This window comes from Arthrobacter sp. NicSoilB4 (genome assembly GCF_019977335.1).
Taxonomy (GTDB): Bacteria; Actinomycetota; Actinomycetes; order Actinomycetales; family Micrococcaceae; genus Arthrobacter.
This window is the reverse complement of sequence record NZ_AP024653.1, coordinates 2,812,363-2,834,100: the sequence shown is the minus strand read 5'-3', so window position 1 is coordinate 2,834,100 and position 21,738 is coordinate 2,812,363. Positions and strand designations below refer to the sequence as shown.

Sequence of the window (21,738 nt, the reverse complement as noted above, 5' to 3'; positions counted from 1 at the left end):
AGCTGAGGGGAAGGGGCAGACTGGTATCCATGAGCCACACTTCTGCCGAAACTGTCACTAAAACTGAATCAGCAAGCGAAGAAGCAGCCGAGCAGTTCTTCACGCTCTGGACGGTTTTCAAGCGCTCCGCCGACGTGCTTCGCAGCGGCGATGCTGCCGAAGAGTTCGACGTCCTCATTGCGCGGCTGGCCGACTCGGGCGTTGTCCACCGCGGCAGCTACGACGTGTCGGCGATGCGCGCGGATGCGGACATCATGATCTGGCTGCACGGCCCCCAGCCCGAGGCCCTTCAGCGGGCCGTCCGGGATATCCGCCGCAGCAAGCTGTTCACCGGCACCGAGATCGCCTGGTCCGCCATGGGCGTGCACCGTGAGGCCGAGTTCGCCAAGAACCACACCCCCGCCTTCTCCCGTGGCGTCGAACCGGCGGAGTGGCTCTGCGTCTACCCCTTCGTCCGCTCCTACGAGTGGTACCTGCTGCCCGACGCGGAGCGCGGCGCCATGCTGCGTGACCACGGCCTGCTGGGCCGTGACTTCCCCCAGGTCATCTCCAACACGGTGTCCTCCTTCGCGCTCGGCGACTGGGAATGGATCCTCGGCCTGGAAGCCCCCGACCTCGTGGACCTCGTGGACCTGATGCGCCACCTGCGCGCCACCGAGGCCCGCCACCACGTCCGCGAAGAAATCCCGTTCTACACCGGCCGCCGGGTGGGGGCCGCCGAGATCGCCGAGGTCCTCTCATGAGCCCGCTCGATCCGCAGGAAACTGCCACCGCCGCCACTGCCGTCAATGAGGTGACCGAAGCCGGCCGGATGGCTCCCAAGGAGTACGACGCCGTCCTGCTCGCCTCCTTCGGCGGGCCCGAAGGCCAGGACGACGTGATCCCGTTCCTGCGCAACGTCACCCGCGGCCGCGGCATCCCGGACGAGCGGCTCGAAGAGGTCTCGCACCACTACCGCGCCAACGGCGGCATCAGCCCGATCAACCAGCAGAACCGGGAGCTCAAGGCCGGCATCGAGGCCGAGCTCGCGGCACGCGCGATCGATCTGCCGGTGTTCTGGGGCAACCGCAACTGGGCCCCCTACATCCCGCAGACCCTTCAGGAGATCCACGACGCCGGGCACCGAAAGGTCCTCATGGTCACCACCAGCGCCTACTCCTGCTACTCCAGCTGCCGCCAGTACCGCGAGGATATCGGCATCGCGCTGACCGAATCCGGACTGGACGGCAAACTTGAGGTGGACAAGGTCCGCCAGTACTTTGACCACCCGGGCTTCGTCGAGCCGTTCATCGAAGGCACAGCCGCCGGCCTCGCCGAGGTCCGGGCCAAGCTGGCCGCGGACGGCACGCCCGACGCGCCGGTGCACATCGTGTTTGCCACGCACTCGATCCCCACCCGTGACGCCGAGGCGGCCGGCCGCTCCGACGCCGAACCGCGCCACTTCGAGGAGGACTCCGCATATGTCGCGCAGCACCTCGCGACAGGCACGGAGGTCATCCGCCGGGTGGAAGCCGAGAGCGGCGATACTGCCCCCTGGTCCCTCGTCTACCAGTCCCGCTCCGGTGCCCCGCAAGTGCCGTGGCTGGAACCGGACATCAACGACGCCATCGAGGAACTCGCCGGCAAGGGCGTGAAGGGCATCGTGATCGTGCCGCTCGGCTTCGTCAGCGACCACATGGAAGTGGTCTGGGACCTCGACACCGAAGCCCTGGAGACCTGCGCCAGGCTGGGGCTCGCCGCGAGCCGCGTCCCCACGCCCGGGACGCACCGCAAGTTCGTCGGCGGAATCGTGGACCTGATCTGCGAGCGGACCGCCGCCAACAACATCGCCGACCGGCCGCACCTGACCAACCTCGGACCCTGGTACGACGTCTGCCGGCCGGGCTGCTGCGCCAACTTCCGCGGCGAAAAGCCCACCATCGCAGGAGCCGACACCACGGTCGGGACCGGCCATGACCCCTACCCGGCGGCCTCCGCCGCATCAGGCGCGTCCGCTCCGGCAGGCTCTTCGGCTCCGGCAGGCCAGGACGCATCATGACTGTCAGGATCGGGACCCGCGCCAGCAAACTGGCGCTCACCCAGACGCAGCAGACCGCCGACCAGCTTGCCGCCGTCGGCGGGTTCCCGGTCGAGCTGGTCCACATCCGCACCGACGGCGATGTCCTCAAGGGCTCGTTGTCCCAGATGGGCGGCACAGGCGTCTTCGTCGCGGCCCTGCGCGACGCGCTGCTGCAGGACAAATGCGACGTGGCCGTGCATTCGCTCAAGGACCTGCCCACCGGTCCGGCCCTCGGGCTGACCCTCGCCGCCACGCCGAAACGCGTCGACGTCCGGGATGTGCTCTGCGCCCGCGACGGGCTCAAGCTCGCCGACCTGCCCACCGGCGCCACCGTCGGCACGGGTTCCCCGCGACGCGCGGCCCAGCTCCGCGCCGCCCGTCCCGACCTGGACATCCGGGACATCCGCGGCAACGTGGACACCCGGCTCGGCCGCGTCCCCGGGCTGCCGGGCAACACCACCGACGCCGTGGTGGAAGGCAAGAGCTGCGATCTCGACGCCGTCGTGCTCGCCGCTGCCGGCCTGCACCGGATTGGCCGGCTCGACGCGGTCAGCGAGTACCTCGAAACCGAGGTCATGCTGCCCGCCGCCGGGCAGGGGTCCCTCGCGATCGAATGCCGTTCCGCCGATGCGCCGCGCAAGGCGGGATCCACCGAAGGCTCGCAGGGTGTGCTGGCGCAGGCCCTCGCCGCCCTCGACGATCCCGACACCCGGCTCGCCGTCACCGCCGAGCGGGCGCTCCTGGCCCGGCTGGAAGCCGGCTGCGCCGCGCCGGTGGGCGCGTACGCCTACCGCAAGGGCAGCCTCCTGCACCTCGAGGCCGTGGTCTGCGCCGTCGACGGAACCGCCTCTGTCCGGGACAAGAAGGCCACGGACGGACTGACCGAAGTCGGGGCAACCCTGCTCGGGATTGAGCTCGCCGAAGTCCTGCTGGCCCGCGGCGCCGCCGACATCGCGGACCTGGCCGCTTCCTGAACCGCGGAATCCATTAGTTCATGGGACGGCACAGCGCCCGAAACGCAGACGACGGGCAGCCCGGTATGAGGACACCCGACGGCGCCCGGGTCCTCGTTGCCCGCAACCCGGACCGCGCAGCGGAGCTCGTCACCGCCCTGCGCGACGCCGGTGCCGAGCCGCTGCTGCTGCCGCTCATCGACTTCGAACTCGCCAGCGACCAGCACTCCCTCGACGTGGCCTTCGACGCCCTCGGCGCCGGCGCCTACGCCTGGCTGGTGGTCAGCAGCGTGACCACGGTCCAGGCGCTGGAGGCCAAGGCCGCCGAGCGGGGCACAACCCTCAGCGGCTGGCTTCCCGGCAGCCTCCTCGTGGCGGCGATCGGACCCGCGACCCGCCGCTTCCTGGAATCCCGCGGAGTCGCCGTCGACCTGGCGCCGACCGGGCAGCAGTCCGGCGCGGGATTGGTCGAAATCTGGCCCGAATACCAAGGCAGCGTGCTCCTGCCGCAGGCCGACATCGCCGACCCCCGGCTTCGCCGCGGGCTGGAGGCCCGGGGCGCCTTCGTCCAGGCCGTGACCGCATACCGCACCGTGGATTACCCGGCAGACCCGCGCCGCAGCCTCGCCGCGTGCCACCCGGCAGCGGAAACGTGGGCCCCAGCGCAGCTGGACAACGGAGCACAGCTGGACAACGTGGCACCCGTGCTCACCCCGGACCAGGCGAAGGCTGAAATCGGCGCCGGCCGGCTGGACGCCGTCGTCGCCGCTTCCCCCAGTGCAGCCCGGCGCATCCACGAGGACCTCGCCCCGCTGGGCGCCTGCCGCTTCGTGGCGATCGGACGGTCGACCGCCGCCGAGGCAGAGTCGCTCGGCCTCACCGTCGCCTCCATCGCCGAGGAACCCACCGCCTCCGGCCTGGTGGCCGCAGTCGTCCGGGCCCTGGCCGGCCAACCGTCCCCACCTCATCAGCCAGTCGCAGAGCCCCCAGCAAAGGACACCATATGAGCTTCCCGACCCACCGCCCCCGCCGGCTGCGCACCACCCCTGCCATGCGCCGGCTCACGGCCGAACACCGTCTCTCGGCCGCGGAACTCATCCTGCCCGCTTTCATCCGCGAGGGCCTGACGGAGCCGAACCCCATTGCCTCGATGCCCGGCGTGCAGCAGCACACCACGGATACGCTGAAGCGCGCCGCTGCCGAAGCCGTGCAGCTCGGCGTCGGCGGCATCATGCTCTTTGGAATCCCGGCCGTCCGCGACGCCGCCGGCACTGCCTCTCTCGACCCCGACGGCGTGCTGAACAAGGCCATCCGCGACGTCCGCGCCGAGGTCGGGGACGAGTTGGTCATCATGAGCGACGTCTGCTTGGACGAATTCACCGACCACGGGCACTGCGGCGTCCTCGATGCCAACGGCTACGTGGACAACGACGCCACGCTGGAGATCTACGGCCAGATGGCCGTGGCCCAGGCGGAGGCCGGCGCGCACGTGCTCGGCCCGTCCGGGATGATGGACGGCCAAATCGGTGTGATCCGGCAGGCGCTCGAAGACGCCGGCCACGCCAACACCGCCGTCATCGCCTATGCCGCGAAATACGCCTCGGCGTTCTATGGCCCGTTCCGCGAGGCCGTCGACTCGCAGCTCAAGGGCGACCGCCGCACCTACCAGATGGACGCGGCCAACCGCCGCGAAGCGATCCTCGAAGTGGAGCTGGACGTCGAGGAAGGCGCCGACATGGTCATGGTGAAGCCCGCCATGAGCTACCTCGACATCCTCGCCGACGTCGCCGCCATGAGTCCCGTCCCGGTGGCCGCCTACCAGATCTCCGGTGAGTACTCCATGATCGAGGCCGCCGCCGCCCACGGCTGGATCGACCGCCGCGCCGCGGTCACCGAATCCGTGCTGGGCATCAAGCGGGCCGGGGCCAACATGGTCCTGACCTACTGGGCGAGCGAACTCGCCGGCTGGCTGAAGGAGTCCTGATGAACAACGCGACAACCCCCGACCCGGCAGCCGGGGCGAACCCGACGGCGCCCGTGGGCCCCGGGCGCATCCTGCTGGGATTGAACACTTTCGGCGACGTGGGGGTCTTCCCCGACGGGCACCCCGTCCCGCACGCCCAGGTGCTGCGGCAGCTGCTGGAACAGGCTGAACTGGCGGATGAGGTGGGGCTCCATGCCTTCGGCGTGGGGGAACACCACCGCCGCGACTTCGCAGTCTCCGCCCCCGAGGTGTTCCTCGCCGCGGCGGCCGCCCGGACCAAGCACATCCGGCTCGGCTCAGCCGTGACCGTCCTCAGCTCCGATGACCCGATCAGGGTATTCCAGCGCTTCTCCACCGTCGACGCCATCTCCAACGGCCGGGCCGAGGTCATGCTGGGCCGCGGCTCCTTCGTTGAGTCCTTCCCGCTCTTCGGCCTCGACCTGGCCGACTACGAGGTCCTGTTCGAGGAGAAGCTCGAGCTCTTCGACAAGGCCCGCGCCCAGAAACCCATCCACTGGGAAGGCCGCACGCGTCCCGCCATCAACGGGCTCATTGCCTACCCGCCGCTGGAGCACCACCTCCTGCCGGCCTGGATCGGCGTCGGCGGCACGCCCGAGTCGGTGCTGCGGTGCGCCGAGTACGGCTATCCGATCATCTTCGCGATCATCGGCGGACAGCCACGGTCCTTCGGCCCGCTGGCGAACCTCTACCGCGAGGCGATGGCCAAGTACGGGCACACGATGCAGCAGATGGCCACGCATTCACCCGGACACATTGCCGAGACCGACGAGGAGGCGCGGGAGGAGTTCTTCCCGCACTGGCTCGGACAACGCAACCTGATCGGCGCCGAGCGCGGCTGGGGTCCGGGCAACCGGGCCGAGTTCGACGCCATGTGCACGCCCGAGGGTGCCCTCTACGTCGGATCCCCGGACACCGTCGCCGCGAAGATCGCACTGCTCAAGAAGAACCTCGGCGTGGACCGCTTCGACCTCAAATACAGCAACGGAACCCTGCCGCACAAGGCGATGATGCGCTCGATCGAGCTGTTCGGCACCGAGGTGGCCCCCCGGGTGGCCACCCTGCTGGCCGGGCCCCGGCACTGAACCGAGCTCCGGGACTGAACCGCGCTCCCGGACTGAACTGCGCCCCCGGACTGAACTGAAAGAATAGGAACCATGACTTCCAGCCATCCTCGCAACGAGGAACTCTTCGACCGCGCCCGCCAGCTGATGCCGGGCGGCGTCAACTCCCCGGTCCGCGCCTTCGGCTCCGTCGGCGGGACCCCGCGTTTTATGGTCTCCGCGAAGGGTCCGTACCTGACCGACGCCGACGGCGCCGAGTATGTCGACCTGGTCTGCTCCTGGGGCCCGGCGCTGCTGGGACATGCCCACCCGGCCGTCCTCGCCGCCGTGCACGCCGCCGTCGACCGCGGGCTGTCTTTCGGTGCGTCGACCCCGGATGAGGCCAATCTCGCCGCGATCGTCCAGGAGCGCGTCCCGGCCGCCGAGCGCGTCCGCATGGTCTCCACCGGCACCGAGGCGACCATGACCGCCGTCCGGCTTGCCCGCGGCTTCACCGGCCGGAACCTCATCATCAAGTTCGCCGGCTGCTACCACGGCCACCTGGACGGGCTCCTCGCCGCTGCGGGCTCCGGCCTCGCGACGCTAGCGCTGCCGGGCTCGGCCGGGGTCACGGCCGCCACGGCTGCCGAGACCCTCGTGCTGCCCTACAACGACCTCGACGCCGTCGAGGCCGCCTTCGCCAAGCACGGCGACAGCATTGCCGCCGTCATCACGGAGGCGGCGCCGGCCAACATGGGCGTGGTCACCCCGGGCGAGGGCTTCAACGCCGGCCTGTCGCGAATTACCCGCGAACACGGCGCCCTGCTGATCCTCGACGAGGTCCTCACCGGCTTCCGCACCGGCTACTCGGGCTACTGGGGCCTGACCGGCGGGGCGGCCGGCGCCGCCGAGCCCTGGGCCCCGGACCTGCTGACTTTCGGCAAGGTGATCGGCGGGGGCATGCCGGCGGCGGCCCTCGGCGGCCGCGCCGAGGTCATGGACTACCTCGCACCGCTGGGCCCGGTGTACCAGGCCGGAACGCTCTCCGGAAACCCGGTGGCCATGGCCGCCGGCGTCGCGACCCTCACGAACGCCACCGCAGAGGTCTACTCCTTCGTCGACGCACGGTCCCTGGAACTCTCCGCCGCGTTGTCCTCGGCGCTGGACTCGGCGGGCGTGGACCACTCCATCCAGCGCGCCGGGAACCTGTTCTCCGTGGCGTTCGGAACTTCCGCCCGCGGTGTGCACAACTACGACGACGCCCAGGCCCAAGAAGTTTTCCGCTACGCGCCGTTCTTCCACTCCATGCTGGACTCCGGGGTCTACCTGCCCCCGTCGGTCTTCGAAGCCTGGTTCCTGTCCGCCGCGCACGACGACGCGGCGATGAACCGGATCTTCGACGCCCTGCCGGCCGCCGCGAAGGCCGCGGCCGCCGCGAAGGCCTGACCCCGGAGGGGGCAAAGCCACAGGCGCCAGTTCCGGCGCCGTCGTTAAATACTTAGGGCACCCGCCGCGGCGGGTGCCCTAAGTGGTTAAGCGGATATCGAACCGGGGACTAGAACGCCACGGTCACGTCACCGTTGGGCCATTCCTTCTCGATGAAGGCCTTGACCTCGGGGGAGTGCAGGAGCTCGTCGAGCTTCTTGATGCGCACATCGTCCTTGGAGTCTTCACGCCAGGCCAGGAAGTTCGCGTAGGGGTTGTTCTCCACGGATTCCACCGCGAGGGCGTCCTTGGTGCTCAGGCCGGCCTTGAGGATGAAGTTGCCGTTAATCAGGGCCAGGTCGACTGACGGGTCCTTGAGGTCGTTGATCAGCAGTTCCGGCTGGTTCTCGGAGAACTTGAGCTTCTTCGGGTTCTGCTCGTCCGTCAGCGTGATCACGGAGGAGTCATCCTTGATGTCCTTGACCAGGCCGGCGACCTGGAGGACCTTGAGGGCGCGGACCTGGTTGGACGGGTCATTCGTGATGGCCACCTTGGCGCCGTCCTGGATGTCCTTGATGTCCTTGACCTTCTCGGAGAACGCGGCGTAGGGCTCGATGTGGATTCCCTCGCCGTGCCCGAACTTGTAGCCCTTGGTCTTGACCTGATCTTCGTACCAGGGAAGGTGCTGGTAGTAGTTGGCGTCCAGGGAGCCGTCGCTGAGTGCGGTGTTGGGCGTCTGGTAATCCTCGATTTCCTTGATGTCCAGCTTCAGGCCGGCCTTGGGGGCGAGGTCCTGGTTGATGAATTCGAGGATCTTCGCCTGCGGCACGGGGCTGGCGCCGACCGAGAGCGTGGAAGGCTTGGCCGGATCCAGGGCAGTGACCTGGGCGCTGGGGGTGGACGAACCACCGCAAGCCGTCAGCGCCAGGGCAGTGACAATGCCGGTGGCCAGGAGGGTGAGTGACTTACGCATTGGATGCGTTCCTTTCGAAATAGCTGGATTCACGACGTCGGCGCCGTGGTCCGCGCAGATGCAGAGGGCGGCTACCCGCTGCAGGAGTGGTGGTGCAAGGAGCGGCAGGCCGGCCGGGGTTGGGCCAGCCTGCCGGTGTCAGTAGCCCCTGGAACCAGGAGGCGTCAGCGGTGGTCGAGGCCGCGGGAAATCCGCTCGCCCACGAGCTGGATGACCTGGACCAGGACAATGATCAGCACGATGGTGACGAGCATGACCGTGACATCGAAGCGCTGGAAGCCGTAGTTGTAGGCGAGCTTGCCGAGGCCGCCGCCGCCGACCAGGCCGGCCATCGCGGAGAACCCCACGAGGGTGACCACGGTAGTGGTGGCGGCCGCGACGAGGGCGGGGAGGGATTCGCGCAGCATCACCTTGTTGATGACCTGCATCTTGGTGGACCCCATCACCTGGGCGGCGTCGATCTTGCCGTGGTGCACGTCGCGCAGGCAGTTTTCCACCAGCCGGGCGAAGAACGGGATGGTGCCGATCGAGAGTGACACCGAAGCGGCCACCGGGCCGAGGCTGGTGCCGGTCAGGGCGCGGGCCAGCGGAATGAGCGCCACCATCAGGATCGCGAAGGGGATGGAACGGGTGATGTTGACGATCACGTCGCTGAGGATCCGGTTGGTGACCGGCATCGGGCGGAGCCCCCCAGGGGCGGAGACGTGCAGGAAAACGCCCAGCGGCAGGCCGATCAGGACGGTGAAGAAGGACGAGATCCCCACCATCTGCAGGGTTTCGATGATGGCTTCGGGCAGGGCCTTGGCCAGGACGGGATTGCTGAAGATGTCGTTCATGAGTTACCTCCCTGGTCCCCGGTGGCGAGGACAGCGGCCGGAAGGGCGGAGCCGGCGGTGGCGGGGACCGAATGCTTCGCGCCGATGCCGCGCTCGTGCAGGTAGGCCAGCACGGCGTCAGCGTCGGCGTTTTCCGCCAGCTGGACACGCAGGTGGCCGAACTGCTGGCCCCCGAGGGTTTCGACGCTGCCGGCCAGGACGTTGATGTCAATGTCGAAATGCCGGGCGACGCCGGTAAGGACGGGTTCCTTGGCGCTGTCGCCGGAGAACAGGATCTCCAGGACCGGTCCGCGCTGCAGGGCACCGGGCAGCGGTTCGGACGGCGGCAGCGGCAGCAGCGCCTTGGCGAGCTTGCTGTCCAGGTCGCCGGCGACGTCCCGCAGCGCACCGTGTTCGACGATGCGGCCGCCGGAGAGCAGCGACACGGAGTCGCACACGCGCTTCACGACGTTCATCTCGTGCGTGATGATCAGCACGGTGAGCTGCAGGCGCTTGGTGAGGTCCTGGATCAGGTCCAGGATTTCTTCCGTGGTGGCCGGGTCCAGGGCCGACGTGGGCTCATCGCACAGGAGCACGTCCGGATCGGACGCCAGAGCCCGGGCGATGCCGACACGCTGGCGCTGGCCGCCTGAGAGCTGCGAGGGGTAGGCATTTTCGAACCCTTCGAGGCCAACGAGCTTCAGGAGCTCGGCAACCCGGGTCCGGATCTTGTCCTTCGGAGTTTTCACGAGTTCAAGGGGATGCGCCACGTTGCCGGCCGCGGTCCGGGAATCCATCAGGTTCGCGTGCTGGAAGACCATGCCGATGCGGCGCCGGGCGGCACGGATCTCCGAATCCTTCACGGAACTGAGTTCGGTGCCGTCGATGCTGACGGAGCCCGACGTCGGACGGTCCAGCAGGGTCAGGCAGCGCACCAGGGTCGACTTTCCGGCACCTGAATGGCCGATGATGCCGTGAATGGAGCCCTTAGGCACCGAAAGAGTGACGCCGTCGAGGGCCACCACCTCTTTCTTGCCCTGCTGGTAGACCTTGCGAAGGTCAGTAACTGTGATCATCTATCCCTTGGCGGTTGGGGGTTTGGCGCGGCATAACACACGCCAGGTTCTGAACTAAATTATGTCAGGGGCGCCATGGAGCATCCACTCGCGCATATAGTTCGTCACAAATGGGTTTTTGGTGCGATAAATTCAGAATATGGTCCGGGTGGTCGGGCACCGCGGCCCCGCGCCCCCGGTCCGCGGAATCCCTGACAGGCCTTTTGGGGCACGGCGGCGCAACGGCGGACTGTGATTTCCATCCCAACGCCTTGCGCGGTGCCTGCCCGGTGCCTCGCCGGGCTCAAGAAGTCCCCGGGCTAGAAATCCCCGCGGCTGGCGTCCTCGGGCGGCAGCACCGGCCAGTCACCCTCAATGACGGCGGCGGGTTTGGTCTTGCGCAGGTAGCTCTGGAAATCCGAAGCCTGCGCGGAGGCCCATTCGACCTGGAGCTGGTGCAGGTGGCTTGCCGGCATCCGCAGCTTGGGAAACTTCCCGGCCATGGCGTCGAGCATCCGCAGGGTGGCCAGGGCATCCGCAGCGGAGGTGTGGGCGTTGTCCAGGTTCACCCCGTACTCCTCGCACAGGGCAGTGAGGGTGCGCTTGCCCTTGCGGTAGCGGTCCACCTGCTTGTTCATGATGTACGGATCCAGCACGGGGAAACGGCTCAGCTGCGGCACGCCGTAACGGGCCGATTCGGCGGCGAGGACGGTGAAGTCGTAGCTGGCATTGAAGGCGATTACCGGCACTCCGGCGTCGAAGAGGTCCTGGAGCACGGCGGCGACCTCCCGCGTCACGTCGGCGGCGGGGCGGCCCTCGCTGCGGGCCTTCTCAGTGGTGACGCCGTGGATGTCACTGGCCTCCGTGGGGATTTCGACCCCCGGGTCGGCGAGCCATTCGTGTTCCTTGACGATTCCGCCGTCGGAGTCAACCACGGTGATGGAGGCTGTGACGATCCGGGCGGAGCGGGAATTGCGCCCGGTGGTTTCAAGGTCGAACGCTGCGCGGGGGAGGGTGTTCCAAGTGCTCATGCTGCAACGCTACCTGCTGCCACCGACAGTAATGCGCCACCACCCCGTACGCTGCCCAGCATCAGGTCACCGGCGCGGGGAGCGTCCTGACAGGGCCGATGCGGGGCTGCCCGGCGCCCCCCGGACGCTAGGCTTGTGTCATGCGGATGGAGTATGTCGAGGCGGTGCTGGACGTGGTGAGCCTGATCCCGGCGGGCGCCGCAGTGGCGTACGGCGACGTCGCCGAACTCCTCGGCTCCGGCGGTGCCCGGCAGATCGGTTCCGTCATGAGCCACCACGGCAGCTCCGTGCCCTGGTGGCGGGTGCTGAAGGCCAGCGGAGACGCGCCTCCGGGACACGAACGCGAGGCCCTTGCCCTGTACATCGTGGAGGGAACCCCGCTGCTGGGCAGCTATGCCGAATACCTCCGCACGGGCGAGGGACGCTGGCGGGTGGACCTGATGGCCGCCCGCTGGGCACCGAGCGACGGTGAGTTCGACCGGATCGACGCGGTTGCCGAGCGGCTGGAGCGCTCCTTGCATAAACTGTCGGCCCCCGATGATGAAATGACTGTGTGAGCATCCCCCGCCAGAATCCTGAGTCCGCCCCGCCCACAGCAATGCAGCCCACAGCAATGCAGCCCTCAGCAACACAGCCAGCAGGGGCACAGCCCACAGCAACACAGCCAGCAGGGGCACAGCCCGCGTCGCCCGCGCCGTCCAAGGGAGGCCCGCGTCCTGCCCGTTCCGGCACGTCAGGTTCAGCACTGCGCCTGCTGCCGCCGCGCAAGCTGCACAGCGCGGTGCCCGTGCTGTCGGCGGACCAGCTCGCGGCTGTCGACGTCCCGCACGGCTCCGGTCCCGTCCTGATCCCCGGGGCGCCAGGGACCGGCAAATCGACGGTGCTCGTGGAAGCCGCGGTCCGGCGCGCGCAGCGGGACGGCCTCGATCCCGAGCGGATGCTCATCCTCGCCCCCGGACGCCTCGCCGCTGACTCGCTCCGGGACCGCTTCACCGCGCGGCTGGACCGCAGTCTCAGCACGACGCCGGCCCGCACCTGGGCGTCGTACGCCTTCGACCTGATCCGGCGCGCCAAGGCCGAAGGCATCCTGCCGCTGCCGCGCCCGCCGAAACTCCTGTCCGGTCCGGAGCAGGACCTGATCATCAAGGAACTGCTCGAAGGGCACGCGCAGCCCGGACTTGAACTGCCCTGGCCGGAGGACCTGGGCGCGGCACTGCAGACCCGCGGCTTCCGTCAGGAAGTCCGGCAGCTCTTTGACCGGATCATCGAATCCGGACGGACCGCCGGGGACCTCGTGTCCCTCGCCAGGCGCTGCAACCGGCCGGACTGGGTGGCCGCGGCAGCCCTGTACGCCGAGTACCGCGACGTGCTTGACCTGCGCATGCCCGAATCCTTTGACCCGGCCGGCATCATCACCGCCGCACGCCAGATCTTCCAGGACGAACCGGACTTCCTGGCCGCTGAACGCGACAGGCTCCAGCTGGTCCTCGTGGACGACATGCAGGAGGCCAACCCTGCCGTGTTCGAGCTGCTCGCGGATATCGCCGCAGGCAAAGACGTCCTCATCACCTCATCGCCGGACACCGTGGTCCAGGGTTTCCGAGGCGCCCGCCCGGACCTCGTGGCGGAGCTTCCCCGGCTGCTCGCCCCCGCCGGCGGCACCGTCCTCGAGCGGCCGCTCTGGACCGCGCACCGCCACACGCCGGCCGTCGCGGACGCCTGGCTCTCCGTAGCCGGGCGGATCTCCCGCCGCGCCGGCGGGCAGTCCGCGCGACGGCTCGAACGGCCCCAGGATTCCGGCCCCGCAGGCGGCACGGTGGAGGCGCACCTGCTGCCGTCACCGGTGCACGAACTGCGGTACGTGGCCCAGCGGATCCTGGAAGCCCAGCTCAACGACGGCCGCGAACTCGGTGACATCGCCGTGATCGTGCGCAACGGCGGCCAGCTCAGCCAGCTGCAGCGCTACCTCGCCGGCCAGGGTATCCCGGTCCGGATCCCGGTGGCCGAATCCGCGGTCCGGGACGAGGTGGCCGTCCGGCCCCTGCTGGACGCCTATGCCGTGGCCCTGGACCCGGGAATGCTGACCCCCGAGGCGGCCGTGGCCCTGCTGACCTCCCGGATCGGCGGAGCCACCGCGATCGAACTGCGGCGCCTGCGGCAGTCCCTGCGCCGGGAGGAGCTCCTGGGCGGCGGCGGCCGCACGAGCGACGTGCTCCTCGTCGAGGCGCTGCTCGAACCGGGAGCGCTGGCCACCCTCGGCATCGAGGGGCACTCCGCGCGCCGCATTGCCCGGATGATCCAGGCCGGCAGGGACGCGGCCCAGGCGCCCGGCGGCAACGCCGAAACGGTGCTGTGGGCGCTCTGGAGCTCCACCGGCCTTGCCTCCCGCTGGACCGAGGCGGCGTTGGCAGGGGGAGCGGCCGGGGCCCGGGCGGACCGGGACCTCGATGCCATGATGGCCCTCTTCCACACCGCCGAGCGCTTCGTGGACCAGCTGCCCGGCTCCGGACCGGAACAGTTCCTCGAGTACCTGCTCAGCCAGGAACTCCCGATGGACACGCTCGCCGCACGCGCCCAGCTGGAGGACGCCGTGGAACTCATGACCCCGGCCAGCGCCGCCGGCCGGGAATGGCCCGTGGTCATCGTCCCCGGCCTCCAGGAGGGCGTGTGGCCCAACACGAGGCTCCGCGGCGAACTGCTCGGCAGCACGCTGTTCGCCGACGCCGTCGAGCACGGTGTGGACTACGCCCTGCAGCTGGATCCCCTCAGCCGGCTGCGCGAAATCCGCTATGACGAACTGCGCAGCTTCTCCACCGCGGTGTCGCGGGCGCAGCAGGTGCTGATCTGCACCGCCGTTTCCTCGGAGGACGAACAGCCCTCCTCGTTCCTGGACTACGTGGCACCCCTGGACCCTGACCAGGACCGGCGCGGGTTCACCCCCGTGGAGCGTCCGCTCACCCTGCGCGCCCTCGTCGCCGAACTGCGCCAGTACGCCCAGCTCGACGCCGGAGTCCCCGAAGCACTGGAGGCCGGTGCCGTTCTCGGCGCCCTGGCCGCGGCACAGCCGCCCGTGCCCGGGGCGCACCCCGCGAGCTGGTGGGGCCTTGCGCCGCTGTCCACCGAGGAGCCGGTCGTTCCCCCGGGCGGCACCGTCTACGTGTCGCCGTCGAAAGTGGAAACGGTACAGAAATCGCCGCTGGACTGGTTCGTCCAGGCCGCCGGCGGAGAGGCCGCCACCGACTTCGCCCGCAGCCTCGGCACCCTGGTCCACGCCATTGCGCAGGACCTGCCGGAAGCCTCCGGCAGCGACTACGTGGCCGAGCTGGTCCGTCGCTGGCCAACGCTCGGGATGAAGGACAACTGGGAAGGCAAGCTGGACTTCCAGCGCGCCGAAACCATGGTCCGGAAACTCGCCCAGTACGTGCTGGTGATGCGCAGCGAGGGCCGGTCCCTGGTCGGCGTCGAGCAGGACTTCGAAGTGAAACTCCCGGACGTTGCGGCCCCCAGCGCCAACGCCCCCGGCGCGGGCACTGACGGCGAATCCTGGCCGGCCCGCCCGGCCGTGCTGCGCGGCCAGGTCGACCGGCTGGAGATCGACGCCGAGGGCCGGCTCGTCGTCGTCGACCTCAAAACCGGCAAGCGGCAGCCAGGCAAAGCCGATCTCGAGCGGCATCCGCAGCTGGGCGCCTACCAGGCGGCTGTGCTGGCCGGCGGCTTTGGCGGGCCCGACGACGGCCCGCCCCCGCTGCCCGGCGGGGCCGTCCTGGCCCAGCTCGGCACCACCACCAAGAGCCCGGGCATCCAGGCCCAGACGCCGCTGGACCCGGCGGACAACTGGGCACTGGACATGGTGGGCGACGCCGCCGGGGTCATGTCGGGCAGCACCTTTGAGGCGCGACATGATCCCTCCAAGGGCGGCCACGGCGGCCATGGCTGCCGTCTTCCCGAAGTCTGCCCGCTGTGCGTGCGGGGAAAGCAGGTCACCGAATGAGCGCCGAGCCAAATCTGCCCGGCGGGGTGCCCGCCGCCCCTCCCTCCGCTCCTCCTTCTCCGATGTTTACCCCCGAGGAGCTCTCCGCCATGCTGGGGGAGAAGAACAGCCCCACCGCCGAACAGTCGCACATCATTTCCTCGCCACTGTCACCCCGGCTCGTCATCGCCGGCGCGGGCTCGGGCAAGACCGCCACCATGGCCGACCGCGTTGTGTGGCTCGTCGCCAACGGCTGGGTCCGGCCGGAAGAAGTGCTCGGCGTGACCTTCACGCGGAAAGCCGCCGGGGAGCTGGCCACCCGCATCCGCGCCAAGCTGGCCGCGCTGCAGCGCATCGCGGCGGCCGACACCCAGAACCACGTCTTCCCCGCCGGGCTGCTCAGCACCGACGCCCTGGAGCCCAAGGTCTCCACGTACCACTCCTATGCCAGCGGGATCGTGTCGGACTACGGCCTCCGGCTCGGCGTGGAGCGGGATGTCGTGCTGCTCGGCGGCGCACAGTCCTTCCAGCTCGCGAGTGAGGTCGTGGAGGCGTTCGACGGCGAGTATGAACACTTCCGCTCCGCCAAGTCCACGCTGGTCAAGGCCGTCATCCAGCTGGCTGGTGAGTGCGCCGAACACCTCCAGGACCCGGCCGGGGTCCGAGGCTGGCTGCTGGACCGGGTGGCCGAATTCGAGTCGCTGCCCTATCTCTCCACGGCCAAGAAGAACCCCAGTCAGGCCGCGGGCGAACTCAGCGGGCTGTTGCGCACGCGGGCCAGCGTCGCTGAGATGGTGGGGCGCTACACGGACGCCAAGCGCGCCCGCGGCGCCCTGGACTTCGGCGACCTCGTGGCCCTCGCAGCCCGCGTCGCCAACGAGATCCCGGTCGCCGCCGAGACCGAACGGCAGCGTTATAAGGTGGTTCTCCTGGATGAATTCCAGGACACCTCGCACGCGCAGCTCGTCCTTTTCTCGCGGTTGTTCGGCGACGGCCATGCGGTTACCGCGGTAGGGGACCCGAACCAGTCCATCTACGGCTTCCGCGGTGCCTCCGCAGGCCAGCTGTTCCACTTCGTCCGCGAATTCCCGGTACGGCTCCCCGCCAATGAATCTGCCGACAAATCAGCCGACGACGGCGCTGCAGACGTTTCCGGCAATGACAACGCCGCGCGCTTTGCCGTGGCGCCGACGTCGTACCTCACTACCGCATGGCGCAACGGCCGGAACATCCTCGCCGCCGCCAATGTCATCTCGGCACCCCTCAGCAGGGCCGCAGCCCAGACCGGCCCGGCCGGCGAACGGGACACCGCCGGGGGCGTTGAGGTGCCGCCGCTGCAGCCGAGCCCGGCCGCGGTCCAGGGCCGTGTGCTGATGGGCCGCTTTGGCACCGACGAGGACGAGGCGGCGGCGATCGCGGACGACGTGCTGAAGTTCCGGGTGACCGACTTCGACGGGTCGGCCGCGGAGCCCGAGCCGCCGGCCATGGCGGTGCTGTGCCGCCGGCGCGCCCAGATGGAATGCATCCGCCGCGAATTCGAGGTGCGCGGGATCCCGTACGAGATCGTCGGACTCGGCGGGCTGCTGGACACCCCCGAGATTGTCGACCTGGTCGCGACCCTCCGGGTGCTGGCTGATCCGGGCCGCTCGGACTCGCTGATGCGCCTGCTCGCCGGGGCGCGCTGGCGGATCGGCGCCGCGGACCTGATGGCCCTGCGGGACTGGTCCAGCTTCCTTGCCCGGCGCCGCGGCCGCCCGGGCACGACTGACGACGAAGCCGCCGACGCCGTCGACGACGGAGTGGAGGCGGCCGTGATCGAGGGTGACCTGACCGACGCCGCCAGCCTGGTCGAGGCCCTCGACTGGCTGCCGCGGGAGGACTGGACGTCCGCACATGGCCGCCGGCTCAGCCCCGAGGCGCTGGAACGCCTGCACCGGCTCTCGGCGGAGCTGCGTCAACTGCGCGGCTACATGGGCGATGACCTCACCACGCTCCTCGGCGAGGTGGAGCGGGCCATGCTGCTGGACATCGAAGTGGCGGCACGGCCCGGAATCAGCATCCATCAGGCCCGCCGCAACCTGGACGCCTTCCAGGACGCCGCAGCCGGGTTCCTCTATACGTCCCAGCGGGTCGACGTCCTCGCGTTCCTGGCGTGGCTGGAGGCCGCCGCCGCCGAAGAAAACGGCCTTGACGCCGCTGCGCCGGAAGTGAACCACGAAGCGGTGCAGCTGCTGACCGTCCATGCCTCCAAGGGCCTGGAATGGGACGTCGTGTTCGTGCCCGGGCTGAACGCCGGAGCCTTCCCCAGCAGCCGGGACTCGCGCTGGAGCAGCGGCAGTGCCGCGCTGCCTTGGCCGTTGCGCGGGGACCGCGCGGACTTGCCGCAGTGGGACCTCGACCACCCGGACCAGAAAGGCTGGCTCGACGCGGAGAAGGAGTTCAAGTCCGCCGTGCAGGTGCACGGCGAGGCCGAGGAACGGCGGCTGGCCTACGTGGCCTACACGCGGGCCAAGCACGTGCTCTGGGTTTCCAGCGCCGCCTGGGTCGGCTCCCGCGCCGGCATGGCGGACATGTCGCCCTTTCTGGCCGAGCTCGAGGTGCTTGTTGACGGCGGCGCGGCCGGGATCCACCCGCTCTCCGTCAGTGAGGAATCTTTGCCGGAGGAGAGCCCGCTGACGTCGGAACTCGAAGTGGCCGGGTGGCCGTACGACCCGCTCGAGGGGCCAACCGATCCGCGTACGGGGGCGCGGCTGCGGCTGGTTCCCGGCCGGCGGGCGGCGATGCAGTCCGCGGCGGCACGGGTGCTGGAGTCCCTGGACTCCGGAGTTCTGGTGGACGCCGCCGCAGAGGCGGGCGGCATTGGTCCTGGACAGCGGCGGCCCCTGCGCGGCCCGGCCGGCGGCTGGGCGCTCGAGGCCGCCACCTTGCTGGAACGCCGCTCCCGCCGCACGCTGGTGCAGGACGTGCACCTGCCGGGCCACATCTCCGCGTCCACCCTGGTGGATCTGGAGGACGACGCCGGCTCCGTCGTCGCCCGGCTGCGGCGTCCGGTGCCGCGCGAACCGGGGATGTCCGCCCGCAAGGGCACGGCCTTCCACGCCTGGGTGGAGGAGTACTTCGGCACGGCCGGCATGCTGGACCTCGGCGAGGCTGCAGGCTCCGATGACCATATCGACGAGGCCTACGGGCTGGACACGATGGTGGAGACCTTCCGGCAGTCCGAGTGGGCCAACCGCGCCCCGGCCTACGTCGAAGTGCCGGTGGAGACGCGGATCGGTGACGTCGTGGTGCGCGGCCGGATCGACGCCGTCTTCCGCGACGCCGACGGCGGCTGGGACCTGGTGGACTGGAAGACGGGCCGCCGTCCGTCCGCCGCCCAACTGAAGACCAAGGCAGTGCAGCTTGCTGTGTACCGGCTGGCCTGGGCCCGGCTCAAGGACGTTCCGCTGGAACAGGTCCGGGCAGCGTTCTACTACGTGGCGGACAATCAGGTGGTCCGCCCGCACGATCTGGGCTCAGCGGAACGGCTCGAGCAGATCGTGGCAGCGGCCCTGGGGGCCGGCTAGCGGGATTTCGCGTCGACCACCGTGAGAGCGGTGGTCGACGTGTCGTCGGCACCGCCCGCCCGGTCTGCGGTGTCCACTGCGGCTGCATCACCGGCCCGCACCGGGCCGTCTGCCTGAACCGCGGCAATTGACTGCGTCGAGGTGTCTTCCCCGGAGGTTCCGCCCGCGGCCGGCTCGTCGTCGGGAATGGCCGTCACTGAGACGCTGGAGACCTTGTGGCCCGCCGTTCCGGCCGCGCCCGTGCCGTCTGCGGTGCCGGCGTTGTCCACGGCACCCTCGTTTTCGGCGGCAGCATCGTTTTGCGCGGCACCGCCGTTCTCCAACGCACTGGCGTTCTCCAACGCGCTGCCGGCCGCGCCGTCAGTGTCAGGGGAATCGACGGGGATCGGCGTCACCTGGACGGCAGGCATCGCACTGCTCGGGGGAACAGCGGCAATCCCGGAGACCGAATCCGGGGCCAGCAGGGTGACCTTGCTGACGGCGGGGACCGGGCCATCGTCCTGCCCCACTGCCTGGCCAACGTCCGGGGCGGGCGCCGGCTGGAGGAGCGGTTCAACGCTGATCGGCTGCCCGCCGTGTTCCGCGACGTCCTCGGCGAGCACGGTCAGCATGGACTCGGCCTCGTCGATCATGTCCTGGTTCCCGGCGGCAATGCCCTTGACGAGGTATTGCGCCAAGGCGAATTCCGCGGAGAGCGCTGCACGGCGCAGCAGGTGGGCATCGGGCACGTCGCGACGGGAGGAGGTGTAGTGCTCCAGCACGGCGTCCACGAAGTCCTGGTCGTTGGATGCAACGAGCCACGCCATGTCGTCGGCCGGGTCGCCGATGCGCAGATCAGTCCAGCCGGTCACGGCGGTGACCCGGTCGCCGTCGACCATCAGGTTGTCCTCGTGGAGGTCGCCGTGGACCACGCACGGGTTGAAGCGCCACAGGGACACGTCTTCGAGGGCGTGCTCCCAGCGGCGGAGCAGCAGCGGCGGAATCTTGCCGGTGGTCGCGGCCTGGTCCAGTTCGTTGAGGCGGCGCTGGCGGAACTCGTTGGGCGTATAGCTGGGCAGATCGGCGTTGCTGACCAGCGAGTGCGGCAAGTCATGGATGGCGGCCAGGGCCGCGCCGATTTCGCGGGCAACGGCGGGAGACGCGTTGCCGAGGTCCTCAACGGACCGCGTGGAGCCGGCCAGATGCGAGTAAACGAAAGTGCTCAGCGGTCCCTGCCGCACGGTGCCGGCAATGGTGGGCATCAGGAACGGGAGTTCGGCCCGGATGCCGGGGACGAACGCGCGCAGCACGAGAAATTCCGTTTCCAGCCGGGCGCTTGCCTCGGCGTGGCGCGGCGAGCGAACGCGCCAGCGCTTGCCCTCGGAATCCAGGAGGAGAGCCGAATCGAAGTCTGCCGGATCGTCGGGCGCAGAGCTAACGGCGGTTGGCGTCAGTCCGGGGACTGCCGCGGTTGCCACAGCTGCCAGTTCGATTGGTTTTCTTCTCACTCTTCCACGGTAGATTGAGCGGCGCCCAAGACGGCGATGCACCACGGCGAGTCTGAAAGATCAGGAATAAATTGCGCCTTGGGATTCCGTTGCCGCCCGGCTCCGGGGCGGCCGCCCGGCGGGCACGTGCGGATGCCCACATACGCCGCGGAAAAATGTCATTTGCCAGCGGGAGTCAGTACGGTGGGTACATGAGTCTTGCGGAGCCACCGGCGCCTAATAACCAAGCCCAGTCGGGCACATTAGTCTCCCCGCACGCCGGCCTCGCCGCCAACCACCTCCTGGACACCGTCCTTCCGGTGCGCCCGGCGCTGATTGACCGCGGTTCCGCGGCCCGGCTGAAGCCCGGAATGCTTGAGGAGCTCATGAACTCCGGCGGCGCACGGGCGATGGTCCTGTCCGGCCGGCAGGCACTCATCAACGGCAACAGCCTGGTGCTGCTGGACGCGGCCGAACTCGCCCTGCACCTGCAGGACACTGCCTACGCCCCGGAGCAGCTGATCTACCTCGGGTCGGCCCTGCCCGGCTCGGATCTCCCGGCAGGCACCGAACTAATCCTGTTTCTCCTGCCGCAGCAGTTCGAAGTCCAGGCTGAGGAATTCGAAGCCCACATTGCCGGCATCCCCGAGGGCGCGCAGTGGGCAGGGTTCCGTGACGTCGCAGCGGCGCTGAACCCGACGGACACCGCCATCTTCGTCGAAGCCAGCGCCATCGCCAACTGGCACGGCACTCACACCCACTGCCCCCGCTGCGGGACCGCAACCGTTCCGGAAGCCGGAGGCTGGGTACGCCGTTGCCCCTCGGACGGCTCCGAGCATTACCCGCGAACCGATCCCGCCATCATTGTCACGGTCGTCGGCGCAGACGGCCGGCTTCTGCTCGGCGGAGGTGGCCCGCTCGATGCCCGCAACTATTCCACCCTCGCCGGCTTCGTCGAGCCTGGGGAGTCGCTGGAACAAGCCGTCGTCCGGGAGATCGGCGAGGAAGTCGGCGTGCGGGTCACGGCCTGCCAGTACCTCGGTTCCCAGTCGTGGCCCTTCCCCGCCTCGCTGATGCTCGGTTTCACGGCCACCACCGAGGACACCGAAGCCGCGCCCGACGGCGTCGAGGTCACCCGGGCACGCTGGTTCAGCCGGAGCGAACTGCAGGAAGCGGTGCTCAGCGGCGATATTGTCATCTCCAGCAGGCTGTCCATCGCCCGGTCCCTGATCGAGCACTGGTACGGCGGTGTCATCCAGGACCGCGTGGACACCGCATGAGGCCCTCGCGACAACACTCATCGGCACCCATGCGCCGCAGGTCTTCCCCTGCGGCGCATCCACAGGACACCCTCGAACGGCTGAGCAACAAAAGTGAACA

The 21,738-nt window shown here is 69.5% G+C and carries 15 protein-coding genes and 1 pseudogene; 11 read left to right on the top strand and 5 right to left on the bottom strand.

What is annotated here, in order from left to right:
* Window positions 1-29 precede the first annotated feature (29 nt).
* From hemQ to hemL, 7 genes are all read left to right on the top strand, one after another.
* Window positions 30-743, top strand: coding sequence for a hydrogen peroxide-dependent heme synthase (gene hemQ / locus LDO13_RS12790; protein ID WP_224047102.1), 714 nt, complete (start codon window positions 30-32; stop codon window positions 741-743).
* On the top strand, window positions 740-2,038 hold the full coding sequence (locus LDO13_RS12785) for a ferrochelatase (RefSeq protein ID WP_224047101.1): 1,299 nt from the start codon (window positions 740-742) through the stop codon (window positions 2,036-2,038). The genes hemQ and LDO13_RS12785 overlap by 4 nt, the downstream gene beginning before the upstream one ends.
* The gene (hemC, locus tag LDO13_RS12780) at window positions 2,035-3,033 is read left to right on the top strand and encodes a hydroxymethylbilane synthase (RefSeq protein ID WP_224047100.1); all 999 of its coding nucleotides are present in this window, start codon (window positions 2,035-2,037) and stop codon (window positions 3,031-3,033) included. Before LDO13_RS12785 ends, hemC begins: the two co-directional genes overlap by 4 nt.
* Window positions 3,034-3,098: 65 nt before the next feature.
* Window positions 3,099-4,019 carry a uroporphyrinogen-III synthase gene (locus LDO13_RS12775; RefSeq protein WP_224047099.1) on the top strand — a complete coding sequence of 307 codons (921 nt, stop codon included), beginning with the start codon at window positions 3,099-3,101 and terminating at the stop codon, window positions 4,017-4,019.
* Window positions 4,016-4,996 carry a porphobilinogen synthase gene (gene hemB, locus LDO13_RS12770; protein WP_224047098.1) on the top strand — a complete coding sequence of 327 codons (981 nt, stop codon included), beginning with the start codon at window positions 4,016-4,018 and terminating at the stop codon, window positions 4,994-4,996. Before LDO13_RS12775 ends, hemB begins: the two co-directional genes overlap by 4 nt.
* Window positions 4,996-6,099: an LLM class flavin-dependent oxidoreductase gene (locus LDO13_RS12765; RefSeq protein WP_224047097.1), complete on the top strand. Its 1,104-nt coding sequence runs from the start codon at window positions 4,996-4,998 to the stop codon at window positions 6,097-6,099. The genes hemB and LDO13_RS12765 overlap by 1 nt, the downstream gene beginning before the upstream one ends.
* A gap of 72 nt (window positions 6,100-6,171) precedes the next feature.
* Window positions 6,172-7,503 (top strand): glutamate-1-semialdehyde 2,1-aminomutase, encoded by a 1,332-nt coding sequence (gene hemL / locus LDO13_RS12760; protein ID WP_224047096.1) that lies wholly within the window; start codon window positions 6,172-6,174, stop codon window positions 7,501-7,503.
* A 109-nt stretch (window positions 7,504-7,612) separates the two neighbouring features.
* On the opposite strand, the gene LDO13_RS12755 is transcribed toward hemL, so the two are convergent.
* From LDO13_RS12755 to LDO13_RS12740, 4 genes are all read right to left on the bottom strand, one after another.
* Window positions 7,613-8,455: a MetQ/NlpA family ABC transporter substrate-binding protein gene (locus LDO13_RS12755; protein ID WP_224047095.1), complete on the bottom strand. Its 843-nt coding sequence runs from the start codon at window positions 8,453-8,455 to the stop codon at window positions 7,613-7,615.
* A 164-nt stretch (window positions 8,456-8,619) separates the two neighbouring features.
* Window positions 8,620-9,291, bottom strand: a complete 672-nt coding sequence (locus LDO13_RS12750; protein ID WP_224047094.1) for a methionine ABC transporter permease — start codon at window positions 9,289-9,291, stop codon at window positions 8,620-8,622.
* Window positions 9,288-10,346, bottom strand: coding sequence for an ATP-binding cassette domain-containing protein (locus LDO13_RS12745; RefSeq protein ID WP_224047093.1), 1,059 nt, complete (start codon window positions 10,344-10,346; stop codon window positions 9,288-9,290). The genes LDO13_RS12750 and LDO13_RS12745 overlap by 4 nt, the downstream gene beginning before the upstream one ends.
* Before the next feature lie 299 nt (window positions 10,347-10,645).
* A complete protein-coding gene (locus LDO13_RS12740; protein WP_224047092.1) occupies window positions 10,646-11,356 on the bottom strand; it encodes a 3'-5' exonuclease in 711 nt (236 codons plus the stop codon).
* Window positions 11,357-11,496: 140 nt separating this feature from the next.
* On the opposite strand from LDO13_RS12740, the gene LDO13_RS12735 reads away from it, so the two are divergent.
* The 3 genes from LDO13_RS12735 to LDO13_RS12725 all read left to right on the top strand — a co-directional run bounded on the left by LDO13_RS12735 (window position 11,497) and on the right by LDO13_RS12725 (window position 18,892).
* On the top strand, window positions 11,497-11,913 hold the full coding sequence (locus LDO13_RS12735; RefSeq protein ID WP_224047091.1) for an MGMT family protein: 417 nt from the start codon (window positions 11,497-11,499) through the stop codon (window positions 11,911-11,913).
* Between the two features lie 188 nt (window positions 11,914-12,101).
* On the top strand, window positions 12,102-15,347 hold the full coding sequence (locus LDO13_RS12730; RefSeq protein ID WP_224049779.1) for an ATP-dependent DNA helicase: 3,246 nt from the start codon (window positions 12,102-12,104) through the stop codon (window positions 15,345-15,347).
* Window positions 15,344-18,892 carry an ATP-dependent DNA helicase gene (locus tag LDO13_RS12725; RefSeq protein ID WP_224047090.1) on the top strand — a complete coding sequence of 1,183 codons (3,549 nt, stop codon included), beginning with the start codon at window positions 15,344-15,346 and terminating at the stop codon, window positions 18,890-18,892. Before LDO13_RS12730 ends, LDO13_RS12725 begins: the two co-directional genes overlap by 4 nt.
* Window positions 18,893-19,245: 353 nt before the next feature.
* On the opposite strand, the pseudogene LDO13_RS12720 reads toward LDO13_RS12725, so the two are convergent.
* A pseudogene (locus LDO13_RS12720) lies at window positions 19,246-20,379 on the bottom strand (macrolide 2'-phosphotransferase); the annotation flags it as partial.
* A gap of 191 nt (window positions 20,380-20,570) precedes the next feature.
* On the opposite strand from LDO13_RS12720, the gene nudC reads away from it, so the two are divergent.
* Window positions 20,571-21,638 (top strand): NAD(+) diphosphatase, encoded by a 1,068-nt coding sequence (nudC, locus tag LDO13_RS12715; RefSeq protein ID WP_224047089.1) that lies wholly within the window; start codon window positions 20,571-20,573, stop codon window positions 21,636-21,638.
* Window positions 21,639-21,738: the final 100 nt, after the last annotated feature.